General features: G+C 66.5%; 13 protein-coding genes. All 13 read right to left on the reverse strand.

Annotation, left to right across the window (positions count from 1 at the left end; genetic code table 11):
- Window positions 1–8: 8 nt before the first annotated feature.
- Window positions 9–854, reverse strand: coding sequence for a type II secretion system F family protein (locus tag IPU70_RS24235; RefSeq protein WP_207471192.1), 846 nt, complete (start codon window positions 852–854; stop codon window positions 9–11).
- Complete coding sequence (locus IPU70_RS24240) at window positions 851–2545, reverse strand: ATPase, T2SS/T4P/T4SS family (protein ID WP_207471196.1); 1695 nt, start codon at window positions 2543–2545, stop codon at window positions 851–853. The genes IPU70_RS24235 and IPU70_RS24240 overlap by 4 nt, the downstream gene beginning before the upstream one ends.
- Window positions 2542–3912, reverse strand: coding sequence for a type II and III secretion system protein family protein (locus IPU70_RS24245; RefSeq protein WP_207471198.1), 1371 nt, complete (start codon window positions 3910–3912; stop codon window positions 2542–2544). Before IPU70_RS24245 ends, IPU70_RS24240 begins: the two co-directional genes overlap by 4 nt.
- The gene (gene cpaB, locus IPU70_RS24250; RefSeq protein ID WP_207471200.1) at window positions 3909–4763 is read right to left on the reverse strand and encodes a Flp pilus assembly protein CpaB; all 855 of its coding nucleotides are present in this window, start codon (window positions 4761–4763) and stop codon (window positions 3909–3911) included. Before cpaB ends, IPU70_RS24245 begins: the two co-directional genes overlap by 4 nt.
- On the reverse strand, window positions 4760–5467 hold the full coding sequence (locus IPU70_RS24255; protein ID WP_371819065.1) for a hypothetical protein: 708 nt from the start codon (window positions 5465–5467) through the stop codon (window positions 4760–4762). The genes cpaB and IPU70_RS24255 overlap by 4 nt, the downstream gene beginning before the upstream one ends.
- A gap of 71 nt (window positions 5468–5538) precedes the next feature.
- On the reverse strand, window positions 5539–6156 hold the full coding sequence (locus IPU70_RS24260; RefSeq protein WP_207471204.1) for a pilus assembly protein: 618 nt from the start codon (window positions 6154–6156) through the stop codon (window positions 5539–5541).
- Window positions 6153–7571 (reverse strand): pilus assembly protein TadG-related protein, encoded by a 1419-nt coding sequence (locus IPU70_RS24265; protein WP_207471206.1) that lies wholly within the window; start codon window positions 7569–7571, stop codon window positions 6153–6155. Before IPU70_RS24265 ends, IPU70_RS24260 begins: the two co-directional genes overlap by 4 nt.
- Window positions 7568–7834 (reverse strand): hypothetical protein, encoded by a 267-nt coding sequence (locus tag IPU70_RS24270; protein ID WP_013392851.1) that lies wholly within the window; start codon window positions 7832–7834, stop codon window positions 7568–7570. Before IPU70_RS24270 ends, IPU70_RS24265 begins: the two co-directional genes overlap by 4 nt.
- A 366-nt stretch (window positions 7835–8200) precedes the next feature.
- On the reverse strand, window positions 8201–9058 hold the full coding sequence (locus IPU70_RS24275) for a MaoC/PaaZ C-terminal domain-containing protein (RefSeq protein ID WP_207471207.1): 858 nt from the start codon (window positions 9056–9058) through the stop codon (window positions 8201–8203).
- Window positions 9059–9109: 51 nt separating this feature from the next.
- Complete coding sequence (locus tag IPU70_RS24280; protein ID WP_207471209.1) at window positions 9110–10039, reverse strand: SDR family oxidoreductase; 930 nt, start codon at window positions 10037–10039, stop codon at window positions 9110–9112.
- Window positions 10040–10100: 61 nt separating this feature from the next.
- A complete protein-coding gene (locus tag IPU70_RS24285) occupies window positions 10101–11126 on the reverse strand; it encodes a tripartite tricarboxylate transporter substrate binding protein (protein WP_242702681.1) in 1026 nt (341 codons plus the stop codon).
- Window positions 11127–11168: 42 nt separating this feature from the next.
- Window positions 11169–11381, reverse strand: a complete 213-nt coding sequence (locus tag IPU70_RS24290) for an acetyl-CoA carboxylase biotin carboxyl carrier protein subunit (RefSeq protein WP_013392847.1) — start codon at window positions 11379–11381, stop codon at window positions 11169–11171.
- Window positions 11378–12745 carry an acetyl/propionyl/methylcrotonyl-CoA carboxylase subunit alpha gene (locus IPU70_RS24295; RefSeq protein WP_207471211.1) on the reverse strand — a complete coding sequence of 456 codons (1368 nt, stop codon included), beginning with the start codon at window positions 12743–12745 and terminating at the stop codon, window positions 11378–11380. Before IPU70_RS24295 ends, IPU70_RS24290 begins: the two co-directional genes overlap by 4 nt.
- Between the last annotated feature and the right edge of the window lie 10 nt (window positions 12746–12755).

Raw genomic sequence — 12755 nt, forward strand, 5'->3', positions numbered from 1 at the left:
CTCCTCCGTCAGATATCGATCCGGACAATGCGCCGGATCAGCAGCATGCCCGCGGTCTCCAGCACCGCCACGATGGCCAGCACGCCCCACCCCACGGGCGTATGCCACAGCAATCCCATGATTTCCGGCTCCAGGCGGTCCAGCACGGCAAGCAACAGCAGAGGCAACGCCCCTACGATCCAGGCCTGCAAGCGCCCCTGCGAAGTCAGCGCCAGCAGCTTCGCCTGCAATTGCAACCGGGCGCGCAGGGTCTGCGCGATGCTCTCCAACGCCTCCGCCAGATTGCCGCCCGTCTGCGCCGCGATGCGCATGGCCGCGACCACGAGAGCGGTCGAATCGGCCGGCATGCGGTCGCTCAGGTGTTCAAGCGCGGCGTCCCAAGGCACTCCCATGCGCTGCTCGCGCAGCATCAAGCCGAACTCCTGGGCCAGGGGCGCACCGCTTTGCTCGACGACGTGGCGCAGGCCGGTCGTCAATGCCACGCCCGCGCGCAAGGCGGAGGCGAGCATCAACAGCGCCATCGGCAGTTGCTGTTCGAACCGCCGGGCACGCTGGCGCCGCAGCGCATTCACCAGCGTCCCGGGCAAGCGCGAGGCAAGCGCCGCCGCCATGGCGGCCACCAGGCCGCTACCCGTCCCGGCAAAGGCCAGCGCTGCCGCAACCGTGGCGCAAGCCACCGCCCCGGCCCACAATTGGGCCGGGTCTATGAACAGGAACACCTCGCTCAGGCGCAAGCCCGCCTCCTGGGTGTAGACCTCTCGGTAGCGGCGCAGCGCCGGCGCAAACCAGCCCTGGGCGCGCCACGCCAGCAGCAGCACGGAGATCATGGCGGCCCCCGCCGCTAGCCAGATCATGGCGTTCCTTGCGAAAAAACCGCAGTCCCCGGCGCCGCCTTCTCGGTGTCGGAGAACCAGGCAGGGTCGAAGGCTTCGTCGGGCTGTGTCCAATCGCGCGCGAAGCCGGGCAAGGCGCCGCAACCGGCGAAACCCCGGACGCGGTCGTACCGGAACAAATCCTGGAGCTGGATACGTCCACTTTCGATGCCGGCGATCTCTGCGATCGACGTCACGACGCGCCGCCCGTCAGCCAGCCTGGCCTGCTGCACCACGATGTCGACGCTGGCGGCGATATGTTCGCGCACGGCCGCCAGGGGAAGGTCGAGGCCGGCCATCAGGATCATCGATTCCAGGCGCCCCAGCGCATCGCGAGGGGAGTTGGCATGCAGCGTCGTCAGGGATCCCTCATGGCCGGTATTCATGGCGGTCAACATGTCGAATGCCTCCGGCCCGCGGCACTCGCCCACCACGATCCGGTCTGGCCTCATGCGCAACGCGTTGCGCACGAGTTCGCGGATGTCGATGCGTCCGCGCCCCTCCTGGTTGGCAGGACGCGCCTCCAGCGCCACCAGATGATCGTGGTTCAGGCGCAGCTCCGCCGCGTCTTCGATGGTGACCACGCGTTCGCCATCGGGAATCTCGTTGGACAGGATATTGAGCAAGGTCGTCTTGCCAGCCCCCGTGCCTCCGGATACCACCAGATTCCTGCGCAATCTCACGCAGAGCGCAAGGAATTGCGCCATGGCGCCGCTCAACGAACCCGCCGCGATCAGATCGGACATGCCGGGGCGCCGCTGCGGGAACTTGCGTATGGTCAGGCTCGCGCCTCTCATGGCCACCGGCGGAATGATGGCATGCACCCGGGATCCGTCCGCCAGCCGGGCATCCACCATAGGGGAGCTTTCGTCGATGCGCCGCCCCAGGGGCGTAACGATGCGCTCGATGACCCAACGTAACGATTGCTCGCTGGTGAAGGCCGCCTGGTGGCGCGACAGGCGTCCGCCGCGTTCGACGTAGATCTCGTCATGGCGGTTGACCATGATCTCAGTGATGTCGGCGGCGGCGAGCAAGGGCTCCAGAGGCCCCAGGCCGACCGCTTCGTCCAGCACCTCGCGGCACAAGGCCGCGCGGTCCACCGCTGGCGGCAAATCCGCGTCCGTGGCAACAATGTGCGTCAGCAGCCGCTCGGCCTCGGCGCGCAGCATGCCGTCGCTCATGCCCGCCACGTCACGGCGGCGCAGGTCCAGCGCCGCCAGCAACGCCCCATGCAGGCGCCGGCGCTCCTGCAACTGATGCAGCGGAGCGCGAACCGGCAACGGCGTTGCCGGCGCCGCCAGCACCGGCAGATCCTGCGCTGCAGCCAAGTCGCGCGCAGCGCTGTCAGACACGCGTCCGCCCGATACTCCGGTGTGTTCAGAGGCGACCGCCAGCGATGCGCGCAACCGGCAAGGCCCGATCAGTATTTCGTCGTCGGGCAGTACCGGTACGTGGCGCACGATCCTTACACCGTTCACCAGGGTGCCCCCCAGCGTGCCCAGGTCTTCGAGAACGATACCGGCCTCTTCGCGCAACAGGCGGGCGTGCTGGCGTCCCACCCGCCAGTTCACGATGCGCAAGCCGCAGTGCGCGCCGCGTCCGATCAGCACGGGGGCGGCCACCGTCGACCGGTGCACCGTAGCGTCCTCGAACATCATTTCTATGTCGATCATGGCCTTGTTTCCGATGAAGATGTCGGGACATCGTCAGGGTGCTGCCCCCATTGCGAACCTGCGCCCGCGTAGGCATCCCACCCTGCCGGGGCAGGAACAACGGTTCCCAGGCGGGGCGCCACGGGAAAAGCCGCTTCGAGCAAGCCACGTCCACGCCGCACACGGTCCGCCATGGCGGGTTCAGCCTGCGTAATGAGTTTGGGCGTCACAAATATGGCAAGTTCGGTTTCCCGCAGCTGATAGCGCCGGGACGAGAACAAAGCGCCCAGGACCGGGACGTCCTTCAGCCATGGCAGGCCGTCGCTTGCCTCGTCCCGCTCGCGGGACAGGAAACCGCCGATGACCAGCGTATCGCCGGACCGCACGTTGAATTCGGTGGATGCGCGGCGCGTGCGCAACGCCGGTCCACCCGGCACGCTCAGCGCGTTGTCCACGGAACTCGCCTCGACCTCGATCAAGGATCGGATGACCCCGTTGCGGTCGACGCGGGGCGTGATCCTGAGCATGACGCCGTAGGGCTTGAACAGCGTGGTCGAATTGCCGCGCGTATCGGTCGACGAGTAAGGCACCTCGCCACCGGCCAGAAAAGTTGCGCTGGCGCCGCTGCGCGCCAGCAATTGAGGTTGGGCCAGCATCACGGCTTCCCCGCTTTGAGCCAACATCGCGATACGGGATGACAAGAGCGCATTGACGCCGAAGTAGCCAGCCGCCGACGAGACCGCGCCCGCCGTTTCTATGATCTCCTCGCCGGGGCGGCTCATGCGCCCCCGGGATCCCGCGTCCCAGGCCAAGCCGGCATTGATGCCGCCTTGGGACATCCCGTCCCAGCGCACGCCGAGATCCCTCAGCTTCGATGTGGGGATCTCCACGACCTGCACGTCCAGCTGCACCATGCGGTCCCAGCCCACTTGCCCGGTGAAATCCAGCACGGCGGGATAGCGGTCTGCCAGGGCCGTGATGCGCAAACGGTCGTCGTCGGAAAGGTCGTCGCCTTCGATCAGGATGCGACCGCCCACCTCGGTGCTGCGCGCGCCAGGAATGCGGGCCAGCAAAGCCTCGACTTCCGCCCGCAGGCGCGGTGCCCCGGCCGGCACGACCCTGAGTTCATAGGCCTTGGCGCGGGCGCCGTTGGCCCAGACATGCAGAGAAGACACGCCCTCGGCGCGGGCGAACACGACGACCTCGCGCCCTTCGGCCTCAATGGCGCCGATCACCTGGCCGTTGCCTATCGCCACGCGCTTGACTCCAGGGTGCGACAGGATCCGCGTTTCTCCTACTTGGAGTTCGATCTCCTCGTCCGCTGGCCACGCTGCAGGGCTGACGAGACATAGCGCCCAGGCAAATATGCTGGCGACGGCCCGCCTCATGGCCGCCCCCTTTTCAGTCGAGGCGAGACGGCCGCCTCTATCTCCATTGCTCCTTCACCCGCTGTGGGCTCCAGCCGGTCGCCGTACAGAATGGCCACGCCCGGCGCCTTCCGGGGCTCCAGGTCCAATCCGATCAGCGAAGCAAGGTCGCCTTGCACTGCGCCGCTGACCACGGCAGCATCGTCGCGATGGCGCAGCATCGCTGTCAGCACCCCGCTCTGCCGGGCCGCCACGAATCGCATCGCCTCATCGGGCGTCGCCGCCAAGGTGATATTGCCACCCTTGTTTTCACCATCGGCCTCGCCCCCGACCATCAGCACGCGCATGCCTTGCAAGAGAGGCACGGTCAGTTCCTGCTGGCGATGCGCAAAGCTCACATAGATGTCGATGGCATCGCCCACGCGCAACACTTCCGCCAGACCTCCCAGGTCGGTGGCCGCCACCGTCAACGCGCGTTGCCCGCTACGCAGGCGGGACGCCAAGGCCGGAACCGGCGCGGTGAACGTCAAATGCCCCCGGAGCAAGGGTTCACCATTGGCGACATCGGCCAGCAAGGTGGCGCCAAGCAGGCCAGAAAGATCCAGGGGATCGATGCTGGCCCGCGAAGCCCATGGCTCCGGGATCTCGCGCACGGCGACATGCAATTCTTCGAGTTGCGTGCCTGCAGGCAGGTCATATGCCGCGACCAGCCGGCTGACCATCGGCGTGCGCGCTTCGGCCTCCAGCGCCTGGACCCGCTGCTGCACGTGTTCCCGCACCGCCCACGCAGACACCAGGCCCGCGATCAGCGCGATCGCGTACACGCCCGTTCTGCGCAGGCGCACCAGGACAGGGGTGATCCAGTTCCTCATGGCGTTCTTCCGCTGACCAGAAGCCCGCTGCCGCCTTCCAGCGGCACCAGCGACAGCCTCATGCGCGCGCCCCGGCGAACCCACCAATGCGCCGATTCCCCAGACGCCGGCATGCGACGCCAGCCGTTCTGGACCAGACGCTCCTCCAGCAGCGGCGCCAACTGCCTCGGCAACATGGCGTATTGCCAGATTTTCTCGGAGACCCGTACACCGTCCTCCATCACCGCCAGATCCAACCTCAAACGGGCGCCGCCCGGGAGCCAGACAGGCAAGGGACTGTCTGGCGCAACCAGCAGGCTGACCGCGGAAACGCTTCCGGCCGTCCGACGCGCGCCCAGACCTTCCATCTGGACCACCCATCGTTCCTGCCCCACCTGCCCCGACAGAATGGCCTGTCCGGGCAACACGTTGAGGTCGGTCAGAGCGGGCTGCTGCGCAGACAGGTGGCGGATCAATTCAGGCGTGCTGAGCGGCGTGTCGAATATGAGCACGCGCGCCGGGATTCCATGCAGCCAGATACTTTCCGCCAGCAGCCCGCGCCGCGAGCCTGCGGGAAAACGCAATGCTTCCAGCGCGGCGACGCCGGACCTGCTCCTGGCCTCCGTGGAGTCAGGCGCGAGATCCTGTGCGGCAGCAATGCTGCGCCACCCCACTGCAGCGACAGCCAATGCGCCAGCCAGCAACAGGCGCAGTGTCCGTGCCACCGCCAAGGTCCGCCAACCACGCCCCCACGGCACAGCCAAACCCGCAGAAGACGACAAAAGACATGGTCTGGTCATTTGCCCATCCCCTTGCGGCCGGCCAGCCGCTCCGCAGGCACCACATCCGCCCATTCGGACAGCCAGTCGAGCGACAGGCCGGGCCTGCGCCATGGCCCGTCCAGGCGATCGACGACAGGCTTCAAACGCCGGGCCTCAGCCAGAGAAGCGCTTTCGGTCTTGCGCCAGGACGTTGGCGCACGGCCGATGCGGCGCTGCGCGTCGGTGTCGCCGTGCGCATACCCGGCGCCGCTTGCCACGTGCGTGCGGCGGGCGATGCGCAACCAGGCCGCACTGTCCCGGTCACGGCGCGCAGTGCTTGCCGTCGCGGACATCAGTTTCAATTCCGCGCCGAACCATTCGTCCTGCAAGGCGGTGACCTGCGCTGGTGCGATACCGGGCAGCGCGCTGGCATTCCGCGACAGCACTGTGCCGCTTGGGGCGTGCTGATTCTGCGAGGGTTGCCCCAAGGCGCCTGCCATCGCGGCCTTGCGGCTGGCCTGCGCGACTTCCTGTGCCGTGAACTGCAATCCGCCTATCCAGGACGCCGCCCAAAGCAGCAGGGCCAGCAGCGGCAGCATCAGCAACGCTTCGATCAGGGCCTGCCCTTGCTGCCGCGCGCGAATCCGATTCATGGCGTCCCCCTTGCCCGCGCGGCCTCGCCCGCGGTAACGGCCGACAGGCGCGCTTGCCAGTAGGGACGGAAAAGCGTGGCAAGTTCGTCGCGGCCGTCGGCGCGTGGTTCCGGCCGGGCAAAGTAGGTCTCTGCCGCTGAGGTCACGGTAACGGTGTCCTCCGGACCGAGGGCGGCATAGCGGAACTTTCCCACGGGCGCCCGGACCGCGCTTTGCGCGTCCGTGGTTTTCAAGGATGTACCGGCAAGCCGGACGGCCACCGCGAAGCGCAGGGGATCGCCGCTGCGCGACAAAGCGACTTCGCGATAGGCTGGCAGGCCCCGGCCCGGCCAGCGCTGGGCGGCAGCCATGGCGTATGAGTTGGCCATGGGATTGCTTATGTCATTGAGCAGATCCCACTTTGTTGACAGTTCCACCCAGCGCCAGAAATCCTGGTCGGAAAAATCGAGCGGGGGCTCGTCCACGTATTCCAGGCCTTCGGGCGATTTGATCTTCTGCCCCTGCGCCGTGCCCCAGCCCATGGCGTATTCGCGGAAGTAGCAGCCCCTCCAGCGGTTGAAGCGCAGTGCATGGTAGGACTGGGTGTCCAGCGCCCCCCAACGCCCGTCCGGTCCCAACCAGGTGGAACCCCGGCGCCGCAACTCGTGACGATGCAGCGGACACAAGGGTTGAACCATCCACGGATTGCGCCGCGTGGCGCTACGACGGTCGAGAAAACCATAGCGTTCCACCGCCTGCTCGACGGCGGGCCGCAGACCTGCGTCGCGCATGGCCAGGCGGCGCCCCAGGTAGCCAGGCCACCCGTCCGTCAGCAGCCGCAGGCTGGCGCCCCGGGTATGCGCGCCATCTGCGCGGAGCGTCGGAACGTCCTCCGAAAGATTGGCGGCCAGGACCTTGTTCATGATGCGGTCGCGTGAAGCCGCCAGATCGGCGACAGCGGATGCCGCCGCCGCTTCCAGGACCTGGTGGACGATCCGGTCATGCTCGCCGAACGCCGCTGCCAGCCGCTGTTCCGCATCAGGCACGGCTTGCGCGGCTTGATAAGCCATACCCACGTCCGGCCCAAACAGCATGGTGATCAGACCTGCGGGCGGATTGCGGCGATTGCGCTGAGACTGCAGGGTGCGGGCGTATTGCGCCGACGCACCTAGCGTGACCAGATGCGCCATGGCGACCTGATGCGCGATCTGCGTCCGGTTGATATAGGCAAGGGCATTGAGCGCGCGCGCTTGCTCCAGCGCCCCGCTGTACGCCGCCGCGTCCGCGGCGTGCGTCAGCCGCTGGCGTGCTCCCACGGTCTGTCCCAAGTTGTACAGGACGACCAGGGAGATGCCCCCCACCGCCACCATCAGCAGGCCCAGGACCAGCGCCTGGCCACGCTGGTGGGTAAGCGATGCGCAAGAACGTGTAGTCACTTCGCGTCCGCGGCATTGCCGGTGAAGGACTTCAGCGACCGGGCCTTGGTCTGCGCCGCCGCTTTCTGCGCCGCCTGTTGCGCCGCACGGCTCTGCGCGCCGCCGTCCTCGCCGGCAAGTTCGCGCGCCATGGCGGCGGTCTGCGATCGCACCACCTGGCCGAAGTACTGATACACCGCAATGGCCGCCACCGCGACCAAGGCCACGACCACGATGTATTCCGTCATGCCCTGCCCCAACTGACGCTTCCGCAACCCTGACATGTCCGCTCTCCGGCACGGTGAAAACAGGCTTCAGTGTCGGCGTCTGCCCCCTGGCTTCACAATTCGCGGATACCGAGGCGGATCAAGTTGTCGCGGCCCCATTGACAGCTGACCGACTTCAGCGCCCAGCGCAGGCCAGTCGCCACGCGGGGGGGCAGCCATCTTGTAACCCTTTAATATTCAAGGGTTTTCCCTATTGTCCAGCCTAAGGCTCAGCAGTAGATTTGAGTTGCCGGGCTGTCTGACACCCATCGCGTGCGAAGCCGGGCAGGAGCGCCTCAGACTCACCTTGAGCTGGGGCGCTCTTCCATTTTGCAGCGCGCAAATGCGCGTCGCCCTCAAGCATGCCGCCTGGACCGGCCCGCCCTATCCGACGCTGGCGCCCCGCAACACGCCATTGTCGATGACGACCGCGTCGCGCTCCACGACCGTTGCCCGGAAGGACCCGTCCCGCCAGACGTCCACCCTCAGGGTCTCGCCGGGATACATCGGGCCAGAAAATCGCAGCGACACGGAACGCACGGCCCCTGGCGTCTCAGGCAGCAACTGCCTGGCGACGGCGTGCGACACCATGCCGAAGGTGCACAGCCCGTGCAGTATGGGCCGCGGAAATCCCGCGGCGCGGGCGATCGTCGGATCGCTGTGCAGCGGGTTGTAGTCGCCATTGAGCCGATACACCAGCGCCTGCTCGGGCCGGGTGTGCACCCGCACGGTCCAGTCCGGCGGACTGCCGGGCATGGCGTGCGCCGGACGCGCCTGTTTGCCGGCATTCGCCATGCCGCCATCCCCCCGGAGCACATGGGTTGCGGAAGTCCGCGCGATGAGCACTCCCGTGCCGGCATCCGTCAGGGTTTTCTCGGAATACAGCAGCAGTCCCTTTTCGCCCTTGTCCACCACCTCGACGACGCGGGTCTTGCCTATCAGTTCGCCGGCGGCGGGAATGGGATGGAAGAGTTCCATCCCCTGCTCGCCGTGCAGCAGCCGCACCGTATCGGCCCCGATATCGGGCGCGTTCAGCCAGAAGCCCGGATAACCCAGAACCACGGCCATATATGGCAGCACCAGTGGATCGTGCCGCCTGCCCACATGGGCAAGATCGCAGGCATCCAGAGGGTCCTGTCCCAGGCCCACCGACAGCGCGTACAGCATGACGTCGCGCGCCACGTAGCGTTGCCTGATCTCCGGCAACTCGTAGTTCAACAGTTGCTCATGGCTTAATCGCATGACTTCCCTCCCCTTTTTCCAAAAGACGATTCCACGGCCATGGACTCGGAGTCAGATCGGATCCCAGCTCATCACGTCGGGTGAGCGTTCCAGGGGGTAGAAGTGCTTCTGCATCGCCGGAATGGCGATCTCGGCAATACGCTGCGGGGTCCAGCCTTCGCTGAAATGCACCGACCGCAAGGGACGCGGCTGGCTCATCAGCATGATTTCGTTGGCGCGCACCGCGAATATCTGGCCGCTGACCTCCTGCGCGGCATCGCTGAGCAGGTAGACGGCCATCGGCGCGATCTTGCCCGCCTCCATCTTCTTCAGCTTCTCCACCCGGTCCCGCTGTTGCGGCGTGTCGGTGGGGATGGAACTGGTCATGCGGCTCCAGGCCGACGGCGCGATGCAGTTGGAGCGCACGCCATACCGGCCCATGTCCAGCGCGATCATCTTGGACAAGGCCACGATGCCCAGTTTGGCCGCGCCGTAGTTGGCCTGGCCATAGTTGCCGATCAGCCCGGAGGTCGAGGTCATGTGCACCAGCGCCCCGCCCGCCTGTTCGCGGAAGTGCGTGGCCGCGGCCCGGCTGACGAAGAACGTGCCATCGAGATGCACCGCGATGACCGCGCGCCATTCTTCCTCGCTCATCTTGTGAAAGGAGCGGTCGCGCAGATTGCCCGCGTTGTTGACCACGCCATCGATGCGCCCGAACTGGTCCATCGCGCACTGAACGATCGCATGGGCGGACGCATGCGTCGCGACCGAATCGAAGTTGGCGACCGCCACGCCGCCCGCGGCGCGTATCTCGGCGACCACCGCGTCGGCAGGCGCTATCGGCGCTTGCTCGGTGGACAGGCCGTCGCCATTGAGAGCGACCCCGATGTCGTTGACCACGACCTTGGCGCCCTCGGCCGCCAGTTGCAGAGCCACCTCGCGGCCTATGCCGCCTCCCGCCCCGGTCACCACCACCACCTTGCCTTGCATCATGCGTTCCATGCTGCGTCTCCTCAAAGCACGCCTGCCGGCGTCATCCGGCAGACGCGGCACTGTCGAATTCCTACTCGGTCGTCACGTTGGCGCGGCGCACCACCTCGGCCCACTTCCTGCCTTCGCTGCCGATGAAGGCGGCGAACTCCACGGGCGTATCGGGATTGGGCACCGCTCCCTGGTCCCGGATCTGCTTCTGCATATCGGGGGTCTGAATGATGGCGACTACCTGCTTGTTGATCTCCGCCACGACGTCGTCCGGCGTCCTGGCGGGAGCCCACAGGCCGAACCACGACACGACCTCGTAGCCGGGAACGCCGGCCTCCGCCACGGTGGGCACGTCGGGCAATTGATCGCTGCGCTGCGCCGAGGTCACCGCCAGCACCTTCAGCCGGCCGGCCTTGATGTGCGGCAGCGCCGAAGGCAGGTTGTCGAAAATCATCGAGATCCGGCCGCCCAGCAGGTCCGTCACCGCCGGCGTGCTGCCCTTGTAGGGCACGTGCACCATGTCGACGCCGGTCATCATCTTGAAAGTCTCGCCGGACATGTGCAGCGTGCTCCCGTGCCCGGAAGAGCCGAAGGTGAGCTTCCCCGGATGGGTCTTGCCGTAGGCGATCAGTTCCTTCACGGTGTCATACGGCGCACTCTTGGGCACCACCAGGGCATTCGGCACCATGGCGGTGCGCGTGATCGGCGCGAAGTCCTTGATGGCGTCGTAGGGCATGGACTTGTACAGGCTGGGATTGATGGCGTGCGTGCCGATCGTGCCCATTACCAGCGTATAGCCGTCCGGCGCGGCCCGTGCTACTTGCGCCGTGCCGATGTTGCCGCCCGCGCCCGGCTTGTTCTCGACCACCACCGACACGCCCCAGCGCTCGCTCAGGCGCTGGCCTATCACGCGCGCCAGGATGTCGGTCGTGCCACCCGCCGAGAACGGCACATTGATGGTCACCGGCTTGTTCGGAAAGCCCTGCGTGGTTTGCGCGCCCACCGCGCCGGCGCCCAGCAGGGCCGCCCATCCCAGCAGCGCCAGGGTCTTCAGGGGATGCTTGCGCGCAAAAGCTGCGGGCGCGTCTTTTTTGATTGTCTTGAACATTGTCTCCTCGCTTTTTTTATCCAGGTTCAGAGGCGGTCCGCCTCAATCCAGCAACGCAAGATCCTGCCCTTCCTCCACTTCATCGCCAACCGCCACCAGCACCTTGGCGATACGGCCTGCCGCCTCGCTTTCAACGGGGATTTCCATCTTCATCGACTCGACCTTGAACGCCTCGTCGCCCGTCTGAATCTGCACGCCCTCTTCCACGCAACAAGCGACCACGCGGCCCGCCACGTTGGAGACTATTTTTTTCATGCAAGCTCCTTTACCGACTCTGTTGAAATCACTTCCTGCAAACCGTCGACAGTCATTGCGCCAGCCCGGAACCGCTCCGATCCGAGCACCTGAAGAATCATGGGAATGTTGGTCTTGATGCCCTCTACCCGCATGCGGCCAAGCGCGCTGCTCAGTTCGCCGATGGCGGCGGCGCGATCGACCGAGTGCGCAATGACCTTCGCCACCATGGGGTCGTAGTGGCTGGAAACCCGGTTGCCTTGCGCATAGCCTGTCTCTATCCGCAAGCCGGGACGGCACTGCGGCAACTCGAACATCTTCAGGACGCCGGGCGAAGGCAGGAAGCGCACGGGATCCTCGGCATAGACGCGCGCCTCGATGGCATGGCCCGTCGCGACAGGCTGCCTGTCGATCACCGAGGACAGCCTTTCGCCGGCCGCCAAGCGGATCTGCGCCAGCACGATGTCCACGCCGGTCACCGCTTCCGTGATGGCGTGTTCGACCTGCAAACGCGTGTTGACTTCAAGGAACGAAAAGCCGCTGTCCGGCGTGTACAGCATCTCCACCGTGCCGATGACGTCGTAGCCGATCTCTCCCAGGATCGCCGACAGCCGCTGCGACATGCGGGCGACGGCCTGGCGGTCGATGGCCGGCGCCGGCGCTTCCTCGATCACCTTCTGGTATCTGCGCTGGGTGGAGCAATCGCGTTCGAACAAGGACAAGACATTGCCAAACCTGTCCGCCAGGAACTGGAATTCGATATGCCGCGGAGACGGCACGAATCGTTCCATGTACAGGGCGGGGTTGGCGAAGGCCTTTTCGGCCATGGCGCTGGCGCGCTCCCAGCAATCAGATAGCGCCCGCGGATCGTGGACGGGGATCATGCCTATGCCGCCGCCGCCGCCCGCAGGCTTGATCAGCACCGGATACCCGAGCGCCTCGGCCGCCTGGCGTACTGCCGCCATGTCATCCCGGGGCAGGATGCCCGTGCTGCCGCCTGCCTGTAGGCCATGCCGTTGCATCAGCTCGCGTGCGCTGGCCTTGTTGCCCAGCACCTCGATCCATTTGAACGAAGGTCCGATGAAGCAATGCCCCGCCTCTTCGATTCTGCGCGCGAACTGCGCGTTCTCGGATAGGAATCCGTAGCCCGGATGCAGCGCGTCGGCGCCGCAACGCGCCATGACCTCGAGCAGCAGGTCCTGGTTGAGATAGCTGGCCCGCGCCGGCGCCGGCCCGATGCAGACACTCTCGTCGGCCTGGTGAACGTACGGAAGGTCAGCATCGGCCTCGGAGTACACCACCACGGACCGCAGGCCCAGCGCCTTCGCGGCACGCAGGATGCGCGCGGCGGCGGCTCCCCGGTTGGCGATCAGGATCTTCTTCATCTGCATCCCC

The sequence above is a fragment of the Achromobacter sp. SD115 genome, assembly GCF_017355315.1.
Taxonomy (GTDB): domain Bacteria; phylum Pseudomonadota; class Gammaproteobacteria; order Burkholderiales; family Burkholderiaceae_B; genus Achromobacter; species Achromobacter xylosoxidans_B.